Source organism: Azorhizobium sp. AG788, from assembly GCF_943371865.1.
GTDB lineage: Bacteria > Pseudomonadota > Alphaproteobacteria > Rhizobiales > Xanthobacteraceae > Azorhizobium.
On record NZ_CALRWL010000043.1, the window covers coordinates 36,873 to 55,078 of the forward strand.

21 protein-coding genes are annotated in these 18,206 nt (G+C 65.5%); 12 read left to right on the forward strand and 9 right to left on the reverse strand.

Annotated elements, in window-relative coordinates; genetic code table 11:
- Positions 1-238 precede the first annotated feature (238 nt).
- The gene (locus tag AAG816_RS20680) at positions 239-1,033 is read left to right on the forward strand and encodes a thymidylate synthase (RefSeq protein WP_341991575.1); all 795 of its coding nucleotides are present in this window, start codon (positions 239-241) and stop codon (positions 1,031-1,033) included.
- 108 nt (positions 1,034-1,141) lie between these two features.
- Positions 1,142-1,999, forward strand: coding sequence for a ferric reductase-like transmembrane domain-containing protein (locus tag AAG816_RS20685; protein ID WP_341991576.1), 858 nt, complete (start codon positions 1,142-1,144; stop codon positions 1,997-1,999).
- Between the two features lie 24 nt (positions 2,000-2,023).
- Here the strand turns inward: AAG816_RS20685 and miaA are convergent, their stop codons facing one another.
- A complete protein-coding gene (gene miaA, locus AAG816_RS20690) occupies positions 2,024-2,968 on the reverse strand; it encodes a tRNA (adenosine(37)-N6)-dimethylallyltransferase MiaA (protein ID WP_341991592.1) in 945 nt (314 codons plus the stop codon).
- On the opposite strand from miaA, the gene serB reads away from it, so the two are divergent.
- Positions 2,960-3,859, forward strand: a complete 900-nt coding sequence (gene serB / locus AAG816_RS20695; protein WP_341991577.1) for a phosphoserine phosphatase SerB — start codon at positions 2,960-2,962, stop codon at positions 3,857-3,859. The two genes, miaA and serB, sit on opposite strands and share 9 nt — an antisense overlap.
- Before the next feature lie 134 nt (positions 3,860-3,993).
- Here the strand turns inward: serB and AAG816_RS20700 are convergent, their stop codons facing one another.
- The 6 genes from AAG816_RS20700 to AAG816_RS20725 form a co-directional block, all read right to left on the reverse strand.
- Positions 3,994-5,469 (reverse strand): DegQ family serine endoprotease, encoded by a 1,476-nt coding sequence (locus AAG816_RS20700; protein ID WP_341991578.1) that lies wholly within the window; start codon positions 5,467-5,469, stop codon positions 3,994-3,996.
- Between the two features lie 263 nt (positions 5,470-5,732).
- On the reverse strand, positions 5,733-5,918 hold the full coding sequence (locus AAG816_RS20705; protein ID WP_341991579.1) for a DUF2065 domain-containing protein: 186 nt from the start codon (positions 5,916-5,918) through the stop codon (positions 5,733-5,735).
- Positions 5,919-5,931: 13 nt separating this feature from the next.
- Entirely contained in the window at positions 5,932-6,864 is a 933-nt protein-coding gene (gene hflC / locus AAG816_RS20710; RefSeq protein ID WP_341991580.1) for a protease modulator HflC, read from the reverse strand.
- Positions 6,861-7,991 carry an FtsH protease activity modulator HflK gene (gene hflK / locus AAG816_RS20715; RefSeq protein WP_341991581.1) on the reverse strand — a complete coding sequence of 377 codons (1,131 nt, stop codon included), beginning with the start codon at positions 7,989-7,991 and terminating at the stop codon, positions 6,861-6,863. Before hflK ends, hflC begins: the two co-directional genes overlap by 4 nt.
- A gap of 198 nt (positions 7,992-8,189) precedes the next feature.
- Positions 8,190-8,468: a ribbon-helix-helix domain-containing protein gene (locus tag AAG816_RS20720; RefSeq protein ID WP_341991582.1), complete on the reverse strand. Its 279-nt coding sequence runs from the start codon at positions 8,466-8,468 to the stop codon at positions 8,190-8,192.
- Complete coding sequence (locus AAG816_RS20725; protein ID WP_341991583.1) at positions 8,465-8,665, reverse strand: DUF4169 family protein; 201 nt, start codon at positions 8,663-8,665, stop codon at positions 8,465-8,467. The genes AAG816_RS20720 and AAG816_RS20725 overlap by 4 nt, the downstream gene beginning before the upstream one ends.
- 253 nt (positions 8,666-8,918) lie before the next feature.
- Between AAG816_RS20725 and fumC the strand changes: the two genes are divergently transcribed.
- Positions 8,919-10,310, forward strand: a complete 1,392-nt coding sequence (gene fumC / locus AAG816_RS20730; protein ID WP_341991584.1) for a class II fumarate hydratase — start codon at positions 8,919-8,921, stop codon at positions 10,308-10,310.
- A 165-nt stretch (positions 10,311-10,475) separates the two neighbouring features.
- The gene (locus tag AAG816_RS20735) at positions 10,476-11,102 is read left to right on the forward strand and encodes a ParB-like protein (protein ID WP_341991585.1); all 627 of its coding nucleotides are present in this window, start codon (positions 10,476-10,478) and stop codon (positions 11,100-11,102) included.
- Between the two features lie 10 nt (positions 11,103-11,112).
- On the opposite strand, the gene AAG816_RS20740 is transcribed toward AAG816_RS20735, so the two are convergent.
- Complete coding sequence (locus tag AAG816_RS20740; RefSeq protein WP_341991586.1) at positions 11,113-11,442, reverse strand: GlpM family protein; 330 nt, start codon at positions 11,440-11,442, stop codon at positions 11,113-11,115.
- A gap of 136 nt (positions 11,443-11,578) precedes the next feature.
- Positions 11,579-12,292, reverse strand: a complete 714-nt coding sequence (locus AAG816_RS20745) for a class I SAM-dependent methyltransferase (RefSeq protein WP_341991593.1) — start codon at positions 12,290-12,292, stop codon at positions 11,579-11,581.
- A 204-nt stretch (positions 12,293-12,496) separates the two neighbouring features.
- Between AAG816_RS20745 and AAG816_RS20750 the strand changes: the two genes are divergently transcribed.
- From AAG816_RS20750 to AAG816_RS20780, 7 genes are all read left to right on the forward strand, one after another.
- Positions 12,497-13,078 carry a LemA family protein gene (locus AAG816_RS20750; RefSeq protein WP_341991594.1) on the forward strand — a complete coding sequence of 194 codons (582 nt, stop codon included), beginning with the start codon at positions 12,497-12,499 and terminating at the stop codon, positions 13,076-13,078.
- Between the two features lie 59 nt (positions 13,079-13,137).
- On the forward strand, positions 13,138-13,944 hold the full coding sequence (locus AAG816_RS20755; RefSeq protein WP_341991587.1) for a TPM domain-containing protein: 807 nt from the start codon (positions 13,138-13,140) through the stop codon (positions 13,942-13,944).
- Entirely contained in the window at positions 13,945-14,580 is a 636-nt protein-coding gene (locus AAG816_RS20760; RefSeq protein WP_341991588.1) for a hypothetical protein, read from the forward strand.
- Between the two features lie 464 nt (positions 14,581-15,044).
- A complete protein-coding gene (rpsL, locus tag AAG816_RS20765; RefSeq protein ID WP_012171083.1) occupies positions 15,045-15,416 on the forward strand; it encodes a 30S ribosomal protein S12 in 372 nt (123 codons plus the stop codon).
- A 17-nt stretch (positions 15,417-15,433) separates the two neighbouring features.
- Complete coding sequence (gene rpsG, locus AAG816_RS20770; RefSeq protein ID WP_341991589.1) at positions 15,434-15,904, forward strand: 30S ribosomal protein S7; 471 nt, start codon at positions 15,434-15,436, stop codon at positions 15,902-15,904.
- Between the two features lie 18 nt (positions 15,905-15,922).
- The gene (gene fusA, locus AAG816_RS20775; protein WP_341991590.1) at positions 15,923-17,998 is read left to right on the forward strand and encodes an elongation factor G; all 2,076 of its coding nucleotides are present in this window, start codon (positions 15,923-15,925) and stop codon (positions 17,996-17,998) included.
- Between the two features lie 59 nt (positions 17,999-18,057).
- Positions 18,058-18,206 (forward strand): GTP-binding protein (locus AAG816_RS20780; protein ID WP_341990852.1); only part of this gene is annotated, 149 nt, incomplete at its 3' end.

Below are 18,206 nucleotides of genomic sequence, written 5' to 3' on the forward strand. Positions count from 1 at the left end.
AAGGTTTACGGGCCGCGCGGATGATCCTGCGGGAGGATCGTCGAGCGACAGGTTCGCGACTCGTCCCAAATTAGCCTCTGGCACCAGCGTCCGACCAACGCCAAAATGACACGTGGCCCGGAAGGCGCGGCGCGCGTGAGGGTGGCACAGCACGGGACGGCGCTCGGCGGCAACTGGCATGCCTGGGCGATCCTCACTACATTAGCCGCCACTCTCGACTCGGCCGACGGACCCGCCCATGCGCGCCTACCACCAGCTTCTCCAGCGCATTCTCGATGAGGGCGTGCGCAAGGACGACCGCACCGGCACCGGCACCCTGTCGGTGTTCGGCCATCAGATGCGCTTTGATCTGGCCGATGGCTTCCCCTTGGTCACCACCAAGAAATTGCACATCAAGTCCATTGTCCATGAATTGCTGTGGTTCCTCGCTGGCGACACCAACATCCGCTATCTGAAGGAAAATGGCGTCTCCATCTGGGATGATTGGGCGGATGCGCAGGGCGAACTGGGGCCGGTCTATGGCCATCAGTGGCGCTCCTGGCCGACCCCGGAAGGCGGGGTGATCGACCAGATCGCCCAGGTGGTGTCCGACATCCGGCGCAATCCGGATTCCCGCCGCCTCATCGTCACCGCCTGGAACCCGGCGGACGTGCCCAAGATGGCGCTGCCGCCCTGCCATCTCCTGTTCCAGTTCTACGTGGCCAACGGCAAGCTCTCCTGCCAGCTCTATCAGCGCTCGGCGGATGTGTTCCTCGGCGTTCCGTTCAACATCGCCTCTTATGCCCTGCTGACGCAGATGGTGGCGCAGGTGACGGGCCTCGGCCTTGGCGATTTCGTCCACACTTTGGGCGATACGCATCTCTATGTGAACCATCTGGATCAGGCCCGCGAGCAGCTCTCCCGCCAGCCGCTGGCCCTGCCCCGTCTGGTGCTGAACCCACAGGTGCAGGACATCTTCGCGTTCCGGTTCGAGGATATCGCGGTGGAGAGCTACGCGTCCCACCCGCATATCAAGGCGCCGGTGGCGGTCTGAAGCGCGGGGCTGTGACCCGCCTCACGGCTTTGTGCGGCGCAGCGCCGTAACGGCGCCATGCCGCCGAGCGTAAGGATCCCTGTCGGCCCCCCTTCCTGACGGATCGCCATGTCGCTGTTTCATGAACGCTCGGGCAAATTCAGCCCTGAGAAGACCATCGCCTTGATCGGCAGCGTCCTGCCCGCGATGGCGCTTGCCGCCTGGGCGATCGGCAGCGATCTCGGCGGACGTCCCGTCTCGGCGGCAATCCACTTCACCGGGCTGTGGGCGATCCGGCTGCTGTTCATCAGCTTGGCGGTGACGCCGGTCCGGCGGATCTTTCATTGGCCCAAGCTGGTTCTGGCCCGTCGCATCCTCGGCGTGGCGGCCATGGCCTATGCGGCGCTCCATCTGACGCTTTTTGTCATGGACCAGGGCTGGAACATCCAGGCGGCGGCGCGGGAAATCGTGCTGCGCTTCTATCTCACCATCGGCGCGGTGGCAGTGGCGCTGCTCCTGGCGCTGGGGGGCACGTCGTTCGACCGGGTCATCCGCCGCATGGGGGCCAAGCGCTGGAATGCCCTCCATGCCAGCGTCTATGGCGTCGCCATCCTGGCCAGCGTCCATTTCTTCATCCAGTCCAAGCTGGACGTGACCCAGGCGGTGCTGATGAGCGGCTTCCTGATCTGGCTGTTCGGCTACCGCATCTGGCACCACCAGACCAATGCGGTGGGGCTCCGTGACCTGCTGGCGCTGGCGGTGGCGGCGTCCATTCTCACCGCGCTGCTGGAGATGGCCTGGTATGGCGCCCTGACCGGCATCAGCCCGTGGCTGGTGGGCCAAGCCAATTTCCAGCCGGCGCTGGGCATCAGCCCCGCGGCCTATGTGCTGGCGGCGGGATTGGCCGTGACGGCGGCGGCCTGGGTGCGACTGCATCTGCTGCCGCCGGCCAAGCTCGCCAAGGCGCGGGTGCCGGCGCGCACCTGAAGCCCGCACGCAGGCGGCGGCGCCCTATGGGGCAAGCGCGTCCTGGAGCAGGGCGGGGGCGTCTTGTGGGGCGGCGCGAAGCCAGCCGTCCATCTGGTGGCGGAACCAGGTCACTTGCCTCTTGGCATAGCGCCGGCTTTCGCTTTGGCCTTCCGCCACCGCCTGGGTAAGGCTCAGGTCACCGCGCAAATGGCGCAGGAGCGCGGGCACGCCCTGGGCTTTCAGCAGCGGGCGATCCGCCGGGAGCGCGCGGGACGCCAGGCGTTCCACCTCGGCCAGGGCGCCTTCCGCCATCATGGCGTCGAAGCGGGCATCGATGCGGGCGTTCAACGTCTCTCGATCCATCTCCAGCACCAGCTTGACGCACGCGACTGCATCCAGGAGGCCGAAGTGTGGGTCGCGCTGCCAGTGACTCAAAGGCCGCCCGGTGGCTTCCAATACCTCGAGCGCCCGCAGGATGCGCTGGCGGTCGCGCGGTTGCAGCCGCACCGCGGTCTCCGGGTCGCGGGTGGCCAGCCGGGCATGCAGGATGACGGTGGAATCGCCCTCCGCCGCATCGCGCACAGCCGCGCGCACATGCTCGGGGATGTCCGGGATCGGGGCCAATCCCTGGAGGAGCGCGCGAAAATACAGGCCGGTGCCCCCCACCACGATGGGCAGGCAACCCTCGGCCTTGGCCTGCCCCAGCGTGGCGGTCATGTCCGCGAGCCAGCGGCCGACGGAATAGTCGGCGGCGGGGTCCACATGGCCATAGAGCCGATGTGGCGCGCGCGCGAGATCCGCATCCGGGGGGCGGGCCGTTATGACGCGCAGTCCGTCATAGACCTGCATGGAATCGGCGTTGATGATGACGCCGCCCGTGCGCTCGGCGAGCGCCAGGGCGAGCGCTGACTTGCCGCTGGCCGTCGGACCTGCGATGAGCACCGCCAATGGTTTCAAGCCCTCAGAGTCCCATTTGCCATGGTCTATGTCGCGACACTTATCTCAAATCCCGCTCATGGCGCCTTAACGCGCGAGGTGATTTCCGCCGCCCGGGCGATCCTGCCCGGTTCGGATGAGGCGGCCCACTTGGATGGGGACATTGCTGCCGAAATCCCGTTCGATCCGCCGGCGGATTTCTCCATTCACGGCATTGAAGACACCGTGCGCGCCGCCCTCCAGGGCGCCCCGGTGGATGTGGTGGTGCAACTTGCCGCCGGCCGGCGCAAGCGTCTGTTTGTGGCGGACATGGATTCCACCATGATCGCGCAGGAGTGCATCGACGAACTGGCGGATATGGTGGGCCTCAAGGCGCATGTGGCCGCCATCACCGAGCGGGCCATGCGCGGCGAGATCGAGTTCGAGCCGGCGTTGCGCGAACGGGTGGGATTGCTGAAAGGGCTGAGCGCGAGCGTGGTGGACGACGTCTTGCGCGAACGCATCCGCCTCACCCCCGGCGGCAAGGCATTGGTGGCCACCATGAAAGCCAATGGCGCTTATACGGCGCTGGTATCGGGCGGCTTCACCCTGTTCACCGGGCCGGTGGGCGCCATGATCGGCTTTGATGAAGATCGATCCAATGTGCTGCATGTGGCCGATGGGCTGCTGGCGGGCACGGTGGCCGAGCCGATCCTGGGCCGCGATGCCAAGACCGCTACCTTGATCGAACTGCGCGATCGGTTTCATTTGTCGCCGTCGGAGACCCTGGCGGTGGGAGACGGCGCCAACGACCTGGGCATGCTGGGGGAGGCGGGTCTCGGCGTCGCCTTCCATGCCAAGCCCAAGGTGGCGGCTGCCGCCCATGCCCGTATCGATCATGGCGATCTCACCGCGCTGCTCTATCTCCAGGGCTACACCCGGGAAGAGATCCGCGAAGGCTGACGCATCCGGCGCCCTCGGCCCAGAAATGCAAATGCCCCGGTTAAGACCGGGGCATTTTTGTTTATGCTATCAGGTGGTTATGGTTAATATCTCACTTGAAGCATTACATGAAGCGAGCCTGGCCGGCCCGCTCATCAGTTGAGCGGAACCGCCGCAAACTGCACCTGCCCGTCCGCATCGGAGACCAGCAGAAGAGCGGACTTCTTATTGTCCTTCTTCAGCGCATCCACCCGCTTCTGCAGATCGGCGGGCGCCATCACCGGCTCCTGGCCCACTTCCACGATGACCTGACCGGGCTTCAAGCCCTTGTCGGACGCTGGCGAATTGCGGTCGACGGAGACGATGACCACACCCTTCACGGTGTCCTTCAGCTTGTACTTCTTGCGCAGATCGTCGGTGATGGACGACACCTCGAGGCCGAGCACCTTCTTCGCCACCGGCTTGTCCACTTCCGCCGAGGCTTTGGTCGGAGCGGTCTTCTCCTCCTCGGGGGCGCGGGCCACCTGGAGCTTGAAGGTCTCCTCCTTGCCCTTGCGGATGACAGTGACGTCCACTTCCTTGCCCACCGGGGTATCGGCGACGATGCGCGGCAAATCGCGCACGTCCTTCACGTCCCGGCCGTCGAATTTCACCACCACGTCGCCAGCCTTCAGGCCGGCACGGGCGGCGGGGCTGTTGTCGTCATTCAGGCCGCCCACCAGGGCGCCGCGCGGCTTGCCGAGGCCCAAACTCTCGGCGATCTCGTCGGACACCGACTGGATGCGCACGCCGATCCAGCCGCGGCGGACTTCCTTATATTGCTCCAGCTGGGCGATCACCGCCGAGGCGGTGGAGGACGGCACGGCGAACCCGATGCCGATGGAGCCGCCCGAGGGCGAGATGATGGCGGTATTCACCCCGACCACGTCGCCCTCCATGTTGAACAGCGGGCCGCCGGAATTGCCGCGGTTGATGGCGGCGTCCGTCTGCAGGAAGTTGTCGTACGGACCGGAATTGATGTCGCGGTTGCGGGCGGAAATCACGCCCACGGTCACCGTTCCGCCCAGGCCGAACGGATTGCCGATGGCCATCACCCAGTCGCCGACCCGCATCTTGTCGGAATCACCGAACTTCACCGCCACCAGCGGCTTTTCGGGCTTCACCTTCAGCAGCGCCAGGTCGGTCTTGGTGTCGCGGCCGATCAATTCGGCCTTGAGCTTGGTGCCATCGTTGAAATTGGCGTAAATTTCATCGGCGTCGGCGATCACGTGGTTGTTGGTCACGATGAAGCCGGCGGGATCGACGACGAAGCCGGAGCCGAGGGAGGAGACCCGGCGCGGTCGCTGGCCCTGGCCCTGGTCGCCGTCTTCCTGCTGCCGGCGCTTGAAGAATTCGTCGAAGAAATCCTCAAATGGCGAGCCGGGCGGCAATTGCGGGGTGGGGACGCTGCGCGAGGGCGCGACGTTCTGCGAGGTGGAGATGTTCACCACCGCATCCATCACCTTCTCCGCCACATCGGCGACCGTGTCCGGCCCCTTGCTCGATGCGGCGAGGGCGGGCGCGGCCAGGATGAGGCTCAGGGCCAGGGCGGGGGCCGCGAAGGCTGCGCGGAAACGGGTCAAAGCGAACATGGCTCTCCTCGCGGGCGGCGGTTGACGGAGCCGGAGCGGGCCATAAGCGACCGCGATCCGGCTCTGCCCCATCAAATGAGAGACCAAATCGGCGCTGAGGGTGAGTCACTCTCAGGTGATCGGCCTCCAAAACGGCTCTGCGTCGTCACCGCGGCGGCCGATGCCGCGCGGTGGGCCGCTGGTGGCAAAGGTGCGCTCCCCGCGCCGTGGAGACAAGCGCAACCCCTGACATGAAGAACGCCGCGTTCTCACGCGGCGTCCCTTTAGCTTCGGACCAGCCAGACGATGGCCACCCCGACAATGCCTGCCAGCAGCCCTGCAATGCGCATGGGCTGCTCCGGCGCCTTGAGGATCGCTCGCATCGCCCGTTGCCACGCGGCGGGAAACGCCGCGAGGCTCAAGCCCTCGATCACCAAAACCAGACCGAGGGCGGCAAGCAGGTCGCGCATGGCCACGTCTGGTTCAGCGCGCCGCCGGCACAGCGCCCGCAGGCGCGGCGCTGGAGGTCGCTCCCGGCTGCGGAACGCCGCCGAACGGGCCCTTGAAGTAGCGGAAGAAGTCGGAATCCGGGCTCAGCACCAGCTTGGTATCGCTCTGCTTCATGGAGGCTTCATAGGCCTGCATGGAACGATAGAAGGTGAAGAACTCGGGGTCCTTGCCGAAGGCAGCCGCGAAGATCTGGTTGCGTTCGGCGTCGCCTTCGCCGCGCAGCTTCTCACCGCGGGAATTGGCTTCCGCCACCAGGATCGTCACCTCCCGATCCGCACGGGACCGTGTGCGCTGTGCGGCTTCGCTGCCTTGCGCGCGGATCTCCGCCGCTTCCCGCTGGCGCTCGGTCTGCATGCGCTGGAACACAGCCTGGCTGTTGGCTTCCGGCAGGTCCGCCCGGCGGATGCGCACATCCACCACGGTGATGCCGAAGTTGCTCGCCTCGTGGTTCACCTGCTCGCGGATGCGGGCCATCAGCCCCTCGCGCTCGTCGCGCACCACCTGGATGAAGGTGCTCTCACCGAGGACACGCCGCAACGAGGAGTTGAGGATCGTGGCTAGGCGGGAATTGGCGCCTTCGATGGTGCCCACCGACTGGAAGTACTTCAGCGGGTCCGAGATCCGGTAGCGGGCGAACGCATCCACCACCAGCCGCTTCTGGTCCGCAGCGATGACTTCCTGAGATGGGTTTTCCAGGTCCAGGATGCGCTTGTCGATATAGACCACGTTGTCGATGAACGGCACCTTCCAGTGCAGTCCCGGGGTGGTGATCGGGGGCAGGGGGCTCCCGAGGCGCAGAACCAGCGCCTGCTGATTCTGGGTGACGGTGAAGGCGGACGTATAGAGCCCCACCACCACCACGAGGAACGCGACCAGCAGGCCGCCGCCGAAGAATGAACTTTTCATCGGGCGGGTCCCTGTGTCTGGGGGCCGGTGACCGGGGTCGGCCGGCGGGCAGGCTCGTTCAGCGGCAGCACGGGCACGATGCCCCCGCCGCGGGTGGCGTTCTGGTCAACGATCACCTTTTCCACCCCGCCGAAGACCCGTTCCATGGTTTCATAATACATCCGCTCGCGCGTGACGTCCTTGGCCAGCAGATACTGGTCGTAGATCGACAGGAAGCGGCTGGCCTGGCCGCGGGCTTCCACCACGCTGCGTTCCTTGTAGGCCTGGGCGGCATTCTCGATGCGGGCGGCTTCACCGCGCGCCTCGGGCTGCACCCGGTTGGCGTAGGTCTGGGCTTCGTTCTGGGCGCGCTCAGCGTCCGCACGGGCGGCCTGGACGTCGCGGAAGGCGTCGATGACCTGCGAGGGCGGGTCCACCTTCTGCATCTGCACCTGGGTGATGCGCACGCCGGCCCCATAGGAATCCAGCGTCTTCTGCATCAGTTCGTGCACACCCTGCTCAATGTTCTGGCGCGCGCCGGTCAGGATCGGCTGGATGTTGTTGCGGCCGATCACCTCGCGCATGGCGCTTTCCGCAACCGCCTTGATGGTGCCTTCCGGGTTCTGAACGTTGAACAGGAAGTGTTCCGCGTTGTTGATGACCCAGAACACCGCAAAGTCCACGTCGACGATGTTCTCGTCGCCCGTGAGCATGAGGCTCTCTTCGGGAACGTCGCGCATCACCGTTGCGTTGCGGCGGGTGTCCTCGCTGAGGCGCATGCCGATGTCGAGGCGGTTCACCCGCGTGACCTTCGGCGTCACCACGGTCTCGATGGGGTAGGGCAGATGATAGTTCAGGCCCGGCTGCGTGAGCTGGACGAACTTGCCGAAGCGCAGCACGACGCCTTGCTCGTCGGGTTCCACCCGATAGAAGCCCGACAGCATCCAGCCGGCCACCACCAGGGCCACCAGCAGGATCGCGCCCTTGGTGCCCATGGAGCCGGGAAGCAGGTTGCGCAGGCGGTCCTGGCTTCGGCGGATCAGGTCTTCAATATCCGGTGGTGTTGGTCCCGACGACTGCGGCCCCGTTCCCCAGGGCCCGCGAGGCCCGTTCCCCCACGGGCCACCGCCTTGATTCTTCCACGACATCCGTCGACTCCCGTCGGAGCGCCGCGTGATCGCGGCGGTCCACACCTCTACCACTCTGCCACCGTCTTGCGGGAGAGCATGCACGCCCGCTCGACGCGGCGAGAGAACCCCGCCGGTGGTCAGGTTATAGAAAAGCGCGCGTCTCGTTTCAACGCGGCGCGCGCCTGTCCCAGACTTCAGATAAGGGCCCGTCCGTGGTTACGCAACGGGAAGGCCACCGGCGGATGCCCGCTCCGTAACATTCTGGCTGCGTCCCGTCGTTGCCGCACCGCGATAATGATCGAGGACGAACAGACGGATCGCGGAGGACAAATTGCCCTGGTTTCGTCCCGAATCGATGGTGGCCACCAGATCGGACAGCGTCAGCCGCCGGTGACCGGCGATCTCCTTCAACGCGTCCCAGAAGGCATCTTCCAGGCTCACGCTGGTCTTGTGGCCGGCAATGACAATAGATCTTTTCACCACGGGGCTTTTCATAGGTCTTCCCTCTCGGTGCGCGCGTGACCTTCAAGGCGCTGAGCCTTCAGCCGCTCTTCCGCAGCCTGTGCCCCCCGCTCCGCCTTCGTGCGGCCGAACCGGACCCGGTTCTCCGCAGCTTCGGCTTGCGCCTGTGTTCGGGCTCGCGATTTGCGGGCCCGATGAAGGTTCACGACGTCGCCCAATGTTTTCCTCATTGCGCAGCTGCGGTCCCCCAACCGAGCTGAATTCTAACCATTTCCGAGCCCAACGGGTTCCGCCGGAGCACGGATGGAGCAGATACAGACACTAAGTCACCTGATCCACGGCGAAGCTATGGCGAAAATACCTCAAGGGGGCCTTCATTAGGTACCTCCAGGCAATTATTTTGAAGCGTCGCCGCGCTCACGGATATCTGATGACGTGTGCTAGAAGCCTGCTCGCTGGACAGCCCAAGGAGAGTTCAGGGACATGAGTGCGACCCGCATCGAGACAGATACCTTCGGCCCCATCGAGGTGCCCGCTGACCGCTATTGGGGCGCCCAGGCGCAACGGTCCTATGGCAATTTCAAGATCGGCTGGGAACGCCAGCCGATGCCCATCGTCCGGGCGCTGGGCATCGTCAAGCGCGCAGCCGCCGAGACCAACGCCCATCTGGGCCGCCTCGATCCCAAGATCAGCGCCGCCATCGTGGCCGCTGCCCAGGAGGTGATGGACGGCAAGCTGGACGACCATTTTCCGCTGGTGGTGTGGCAGACCGGGTCCGGCACCCAGTCGAACATGAATGCCAATGAAGTGATCTCCAACCGGGCCATCGAGATGCTCGGCGGGGAGATGGGCAGCAAGAAGCCTGTCCATCCCAACGATCACGTCAATATGAGCCAGTCGTCCAACGACACCTATCCCACCGCCATGCACATCGCCTGCTCGGAGGAGATCGTTCACCGCCTGCTGCCGGCGCTGAAGACCCTCCATGCGGCGCTGGATGCCAAGGCCAAGCTGTGGGAGCCGATCATCAAGATCGGCCGCACCCACACCCAGGACGCCACGCCCATCACCCTGGGCCAGGAATTCTCCGGTTATGCCAAGCAGATAGAGAATGGCATCGCCCGCATTGAATCGACCTTGCCGGCGCTGATGCAACTGGCGCAGGGCGGCACCGCGGTGGGCACCGGGCTCAATGCCCCGGTGGGATTCGCCGAGAAGGTGGCCGAGCAGATCGCCGCCATCACCGGCCTCGCCTTCACCTCGGCGCCCAACAAGTTCGAGGCGCTGGCGGCGCACGATGCCATGGTGTTCTCGCACGGGGCCATCAATACGGTGGCGGCCTCGCTGTTCAAGATCGCCAACGACATCCGCTTCCTGGGCTCGGGACCGCGCTCGGGACTGGGTGAACTGGCGTTGCCGGAAAACGAGCCGGGCTCCTCCATCATGCCGGGCAAGGTCAACCCCACCCAGTGCGAAGCTTTGACCCAGGTTTGCGTGCAGGTGTTCGGCAACAATGCCGCGCTCACCTTTGCCGGCAGCCAGGGCCACTTCGAGCTGAACGTCTACAACCCGGTGATGGCCTACAACTTCCTGCAGTCGGTGCGTCTGATCTCCGATGCGGCGGTGAGCTTCACCGAGCATTGCGTGGTCGGCATCGAGCCGCGCGAGGACAATATCAAGGCCGGGCTGGAGCGCTCGCTCATGCTGGTGACGGCGCTGGCGCCGAAGATCGGCTATGACAACGCGGCCAAAATCGCCAAGACCGCCCATAAGAAGGGCACCACCTTGCGCGAGGAAGCGGTGGGTGGCGGCTATGTCACCAATGAAGAGTTCGACGCCGTGGTCCGGCCGGAGAACATGATCTCCCCCGGCTGAGATCGGCAAAAAGCGGGATGCGGCTGTGTCGCATCCCGTTTCGCTCCGAAGTTCCCCATCCTGTTCCCATCAGTTCCCCGCGCTCCGGCGTTTGCGACACCGTGTGGCTTGGCGGCACGGATTTCCGCCGGCCCCGTCCCCCCCTTTTCGATGCGGATCGATTCCATGGCCAGCCTCCCGGTCCACCTGCGCGCGGTGGCCATCGACGACCTGCATCCCACCCAATTGACCCTCGGCCTGCAGGAGGTCGCCCGCCGGGCGAAGAAGATGATGGCCCTGGGCGAACAGGAGGTGGACGCGCTGTTCCGCCGCAAGCCGGTGCCGTGTGCGCAGGGGCCGGGCGGGCAGCTCTATCTGGTGGACCATCACCATCTCTGCCGCGCCGCCTTGGTGGCGGGCTACAAGCAGGTCTATCTCGACCTGGACCGGATGATCGATCACAGCCGGCTGGACGCGCGCGCCTTCTGGGAGGTGATGGAGCAGGAGGGCTATTGCTGGCCCATCGATGCGGACGGCAATCGCCGTCCCTTCGCCCGCATCCCCTCCCATGTGCGCGACCTCACCGACAATCCCTGGCGCACGCTGGCCCGTTCGGTGCGCGGCCCCGCGTTCCGGGATGATGACGAGACCCCGTTCAAGGAATTCATGTGGGGCGAGTATTTCCGCTCCTTCATGAGCAAGCGCCTGATCGAGACCGATCTGGACCTGGCCCGCGAGCTGGCCATCAAGCTGGCCCAGCTGGACGAGGCGCAGGACCTGCCCGGCTATATGGGGGCGAAGCCCAAGGACTGAGCGTCCCGGCTCACATCAGCTTCGGCACCAGGAACATCAGCCCCAGCGCACCGGCCCAGGCCATGAGCCCCACCAGGATCGCCAGCCGGTAGTCGGCGACGCCGAGGGCGAAATAGCAGGCCATGAGAAAGGCCAGATAGGCCGGCACCGTCTTGGCGCTGGCCAGGCAGGTCTCCTGCAAGGCCGGCAGGTCGCCCCGCGCGCCCATGATCAGCAGGGCGATGATGGAGAAGGTGGGAAACAGCGGCAGGATGCCGGGCCAGGTGGCGCCGCTCTTCGACAGATGGGCGATCAGCATGGTCACCCCGCCGCCCACCAGTCCCTTCCAGATCAGATCCATGCCCTGCACTCCCTGTCGTGCCGTGGCGCCGCCGGGCGACGGGCGGCGGAGGCTTCAGCCTCATGATCGCCCCTCATGCGCGGGCCGCGGCCGTGCTGCAAGGCGCCGGTGGCCGACCTGTCGGCGCAGGTCCGGCTCAGCCGGCCTTCTGCCATTCCATGATCAGGAAATACGGCACCCGCCGGTAGCGCGCGGCGCGCCCCGGCTCGCCGCCCACCGGCTCGGGCTCGGAAAAGTGCCGCAAGGCGAAGCCCGCCTCCAGCAGGCTCGCCATGTAGCTGCCCAGGGGCCGATGCCAGTTCTGCACCCGGATGCCGCTCCAGGACACCCATCGGGCTCGCTCGGTCATATAATGGTCGATGGGGAAGTGCAGGGCGCCCCCCGGCGCGCGGGTCCAGCCGGCCGGGTCGCCGGCGGTGTTGAAGCTTTGCAGATTGGCAATCAGCAAGGTGCCGCCCGGACGCAGCACGCGGTGCATGGCGGCGATGGCGGCCGGCAGGTCGGGAATATCGATTAGCGACAGATAGCAGACCGCCAGGTCGAAGCTGGCATCGGGTGCATCCAGCGCTTCGGCGCGACCGAGGCGATAATCGCCGCTCGGGTCCAGCTGCCGCGCCCGTGCGATCAGGGCGGGCGTGGGATCCACTCCGACGGTGCGGATGCCCTGCTGCTGCATGGCCCGGCAGAAGCGACCTTCGCCGCAGCCCACATCCAGCGCATCGGCAAACCCGCGGTCGGTGACGCGCGCGGTCATGGGGCTGTCGAGCACGAAGCGCCGGCCCCAGTCGCCCCGCGGGCCGACCACATCGATCCAGGCCTGCGCCGACTCGTTCCAGCCGTCCGATCCCATCACTTGTCCTTCTCTTCGTGTCCCGTTTCAGCCGGATCGGATCGCGTGTGCCGTCGAATCGAACGCCGGGGCGCGACCGATGCGCGGGAGCAGCCGTAGTGCGGTCATGGAGTTGACGCTATAAGAAGGCGCCGCAGGGGCGGCCAGGGAGATATGCGGATGTCATTTGCTTCGAGCACCCATGGGCGCGCCGTCTCGTCTCGCATGGCCGTGCCCGCCTTGCTGTTGCTGGTGGGGCTGGTGCTGTCCGGCTGTGGCGTCAATGTTATTCCCACCGAGGAAGAGCGCGCCAAGGCCGCCTGGAGCGAGGTGCTCAACCAGTATCAGCGCCGCTCCGACCTCATCCCCAACCTGGTGGAGACGGTGAAGGGCTATGCGGCCCAGGAGAAGGACGTGCTGACCTCGGTGATCGAGGCCCGCGCCAAGGCCACCTCCATCCGGGTGGACGCCTCCACCATCACCGATCCGGCCCAGTTCAAGCAGTTCCAGGATGCGCAATCGCAGCTCTCCGGCGCGCTGGGGCGGCTGATCGCGGTGTCGGAAGCTTATCCGGACCTGAAGTCGAACCAGAACTTCCTGGCCCTGCAGTCGCAGATCGAGGGCACCGAGAACCGCATCGCCGTGGCGCGGCGCGACTATATCGAGGCGGTGCGGGTCTATAATACCGAGCTGAAGACCTTCCCCGGCGCCCTGTGGGCGGCCACCCTCTATCGCGCCTACAAGCCCATGGAGACCTTCACCATCTCCGAGCAGCAGATGCAGGTGCCGAAGGTCAAGTTCAACTGAGGGCCGCCCCTCGGCCCGTTGATCGCCCTCCCGCCGCGTCCTGAGATCGGGTTCCCGTCATGCCGCCCGTGCGCGTCCGCCGCTTCCGCCTCGCGCCTCGCCTGAGCGCGCTGGCCGTGTGCGTCTGTCTGGCGCTGGCCGGGGTCGGGGCCGCATGGGGGGAGCTGACCTTCCCGGCGCTTACCGGACGGGTGGTAGATGCGGGCCGGGTGCTGGACCCCGCCACCCGCGCCAAGCTCGATGCCCAATTGGCGGCCCAGGAGGCCAAGGCCACCGACCAGTTCGTGGTGGCCACCATCCCCTCGCTGCAAGGCACCTCCATCGAGGATTATGCCAACCGGCTGTTCCGGTTCTGGAAGCTGGGGCAGGAAAAGAAGAATAACGGCGTGCTGCTGCTGGTGGCGCCTGCCGAGCGCAAGGTGCGCATCGAGGTGGGCTATGGCCTGGAGGGCATCCTCACCGACGCGGTGTCGAGCACCATCATCCAGACCGTGATCCTGCCCGCCTTCCGCGCCGGCGACATGCCCGCCGGCATCCTCAAGGGGGCCGAGGCGGTGCTGGAGATTCTCAACCTCGATCCGGAGGAAGCGCGGCGCCGCGCCGCCCAGCCCGCCGCCGGGGCCGGGGACGACGAGGTGGTGCTGTTCGTCATCTTCCTGGTGATGGTCGTCGTCATCATCGCCTTCATCTATTTCGGCGGGCGCGGCGGCGGCGGGCGGCGGGGACGGAGCATGGCCTATGGGGCCGGCGCCGGTGCGGGCAGCAATTGGAGCTGGGGCTCCGGCGGCGGCAGCGGCGGTGGGGGCGGGGGATTCTCCGGCGGCGGCGGTTCGTCCGGCGGCGGCGGATCATCGGGGAGCTGGTAGATGGCGCGGTATCCCGGAACAGGCCCTCTCGACGATGCCGCCCTGGCACGCATCTCCCAAGCGGTGGCGCAGGCCGAATCCGGCACCAGTGCGGAGATTCGCGTGGTGGTACTCACCCGCCCGGTGATCGAGCACCCCTTCTATCCGGTGCTATGGGCCGCTGCGGCGGCATTGGCGCTGCCGTGGCTCCTGCTGCTGGCGATGCCGTTCCGGCCGCTGAGCCTGCTGGCGATCCAGGCAGGGGTATTCCTGGCGCTGGCCGGACTGTTGTCGCTGCCGGCGATGGCCCGACTCACGGTGCCGGTCCAGGTGCGCCGGGCGGCGGCGCGGGCCGCAGCGCTCGACCGATTCTTAACTTTGGGTATCCATCTCACCGATTCCCGCACCGGACTGATGATTCTTGTGGCGGTGCCGGACCGGCTGGTGGAGGTGGTGGCGGACGCCGCCATTCAATCTGCGCTCGGACCGCAGGCCAGTGCTGCGATTTGCGCAGCGGTGGCCGGGCAGGGGCGGGCCGGAGACCTCGCCAGCGGCATTGTGACAGGCGTAAGTCTTGCCGGCCAACAGCTTGCGGCCCCGTTTCCGCGACGGCCGCATGATCGCAACGAACTGGCCGACCATGTGATCGTCGCCTGAAGGGGGCGCGGCGCCTGTTTCTGTAAGGGAATTTCCGTCCCAAACCCGTTGCGGGCCTTGACGCCCGGCATGGGGGACGGTAGAAGCCACCCACTTTCGCGGCAGGCGTCGGCGTCTAAGCGATCGGAGCGGCAGTGCTTGACGGAACCTCCGGGATCCATCAGGTAGGCCCCGGTCAGACAGTCGAAACGCTGCCAGGTTACAGCACTGAGAAATTCAGGTGCAAGATCTCGGCGACAATCCTTCAGGGGGTTGATCTCCGCGATCCTCTGTCGCGAACGAGGGGCGTCCGCTGTGCAAACAGTGTACGGCGCTCCATCGGTCGTGGTCCCGTCGGATGGCGTAAAGCCGTGCGGCGCGAAATTTTCGTTGGCGACTTCGGTCGCCGAACCGTTGCGGCCCTTCCGGGTCGCGGAACTTGGGAATGCGGCGCAAGCCGCAGGTCAGGACGAGGCGAAGGCTACATGCCGACGATCAACCAGCTGATCCGGAAGCCACGGGAAGCGCAGAAGGCGCGGGACAAGGCTCCTGCTCTTCAGTCGAGCCCGCAGAAGCGCGGTGTGTGCACCCGTGTCTACACCACGACCCCGAAGAAGCCGAACTCGGCGCTTCGTAAGGTTGCCAAGGTGCGGCTGACCAACAGCTACGAAGTGATCGGGTACATCCCCGGTGAAGGCCATAACCTTCAAGAGCATTCCGTGGTGATGATCCGCGGCGGCCGTGTGAAGGATCTTCCCGGCGTGCGCTATCACATCCTGCGCGGCGTTCTGGATACCCAGGGCGTGAAGAACCGTAAGCAGCGCCGTTCGAAGTACGGCGCGAAGCGGCCGAAGTGATAAGGGAAGCTTGAGCTATGTCTCGTCGTCATAAAGCCGAGCGCCGCGAAGTCATTCCGGACGCAAAGTACGGCAACATCATCCTCAGCCGCTTCATGAACTCCGTCATGCGTGACGGTAAGAAGTCGGTTGCAGAAGGCATCGTCTACGGCGCCCTCGACGTGGTCGAGGCCAAGGCCAAGAACAATCCTCTGGAGCTGTTCGTCCAGGCCCTGGAAAACGTCGCCCCGGCGGTGGAAGTCCGCTCCCGCCGCGTCGGTGGTGCGACCTACCAGGTCCCCGTCGAAGTGCGCACCGAGCGTCGTCAGACCCTCGCGATCCGTTGGCTCATCGCCTCGGCCCGTGCCCGCAATGAGAAGACCATGGTGGAGCGTCTCTCCGCCGAGCTGCTCGACGCTGCCAACAACCGCGGCAACGCGGTGAAGAAGCGCGAAGACACGCACCGGATGGCGGAAGCCAACCGCGCCTTCTCGCATTATCGCTGGTGATCGGAGAGGACCTCAGTCATGCCGCGCCTTAACGCCATCGAGGACTACCGTAATTTCGGCATCATGGCCCACATTGATGCCGGCAAGACGACGACCACCGAGCGCATCCTGTACTACACGGGCAAGAGCCATAAGATCGGTGAAGTCCATGATGGCGCTGCCACCATGGATTGGATGACGCAGGAGCAGGAGCGTGGCATCACGATCACCTCTGCTGCGACCACCGCTTTCTGGAACGGCAAGCGCCTGAACATCATCGACACCCCCGGGCACGTCGACTTCACCATCGAAGTGGAGCGCTCCCTGCGGGTGCTCGACGGCGCGGTGTGCGTGCTCGACGGCAACCAGGGCGTGGAGCCCCAGACCGAGACGGTTTGGCGCCAGGCCGACAAGTACAACGTGCCGCGCGTCGTGTTCGTCAACAAGATGGACAAGACTGGCGCCGACTTCTACCGCTGCGTCGAGATGATCATCGACCGCGTGGCCGGTAACCCTGTCTGCTGCCAGCTGCCGATCGGCTCCGAGAACAACTTCAAGGGCATCATCGACCTCATCCGCATGAAGGCGGTGGTGTGGGAAGACGAAGCCCTCGGCGCGAAGTTCCATGACGAAGAGATCCCCGCGGATCTCGCCGAAAAGGCCGCCGAATATCGCAACAAGCTGGTGGAAGCCGCCGTCGAACTCGACGACGACGCCATGGCCGCTTACCTGGACGGCACCGAGCCGGACGAAGCGACCCTCAAGCGCCTGATCCGCAAGGCGGTTGTCACCCGCAAGTTCAACCCGGTGTTCTGCGGCTCCGCCTTCAAGAACAAGGGCGTTCAGCCTTTGCTCGACGCGGTGGTGGACTATCTGCCGAGCCCCGTGGATCGCGGCGCGATCAAGGGCATCGACTTCAAGACCGAAGAAGACGTCGTGCGCATGCCGAACGACGAGGACCCGCTGTCGGTCCTGGCGTTCAAGATCATGGACGATCCCTTCGTCGGCACCATCACATTCTGCCGCGTCTACTCGGGCAAGCTCGAGACCGGCATGGCGCTCATCAACTCCACCCGCGACAAGCGTGAGCGCGTCGGCCGGATGCTGTTGATGCATGCCAACAACCGCGAAGACATCAAGGAAGCCTATGCGGGCGACATCGTCGCCCTCGCCGGCCTGAAGGATGTGCGCACCGGCGATACCCTGTGCGACACCGTCAATCCGGTCATCCTTGAGAAGATGGAATTCCCCGAGCCGGTGATCGAGATCGCCATCGAGCCCAAGTCCAAAGCGGACCAGGAAAAGCTCGGTATCGCTCTCGCCAAGCTGGCGGCTGAGGATCCCTCCTTCCGCGTGTCCACCGACTTCGAGAGCGGCCAGACCATCCTCAAGGGGATGGGCGAACTGCACCTCGACATCAAGGTCGATATCCTGCGCCGGACCTACAAGGTGGATGCCAATATCGGCGCCCCCCAGGTGGCCTATCGCGAGACCATCACCAAGAAGGTGGACATCGACTACACCCACAAGAAGCAGACCGGTGGTACCGGCCAGTTCGCGCGGGTGAAGTTCACGGTGGAGCCGAACGAAGTCGGCAAGGGCTTCTCGTTCGAAAGCGTGATCGTCGGCGGCGCGGTGCCCAAGGAATATATCCCGGGCGTCTCGAAGGGCCTCGAAAGCGTGCTCGGCGCCGGTGTTCTGGCGGGCTTCCCGGTGGTGGACGTGAAGGTCCAGCTCACCGACGGCGCCTACCACGAAGTGGATTCGTCCGCCCTGGCGTTCGAAATCGCCTCTCGCGCCGGTTTCCGTGAGGCCCTGCAGAAGGGCGGCGCGGTGCTGCTCGAGCCGATCATGAAGGTCGAAGTGGTGACCCCGGAAGATTATACCGGTTCGGTCATCGGCGATCTGAATTCCCGGCGCGGTCAGATCCAGGGCCAGGACATGCGCGGCAACGCCAATGTCGTGAACGCCATGGTGCCGCTCGCCAACATGTTCGGTTACGTGAACACCCTGCGCTCCTTCAGCCAGGGCCGCGCGACCTTCACCATGCAGTTCGACCACTACGAGCAGGTGCCGTCGAACGTCGCTCAGGAGGTTCAGGCGAAATACGCCTGATCCTTCGCCAGAACTAGTCGCCAAGAAATCTTCGCCAGAGAGACCCAACGGAGAGTCCCATGGCCAAAGCTAAGTTTGAACGTAACAAGCCGCACTGCAACATCGGGACGATCGGCCACGTCGACCACGGCAAGACGTCGTTGACGGCAGCGATCACCAAGGTTCTGGCGGAAGCCGGCGGCGCGACGTTCACCGCGTACGACCAGAT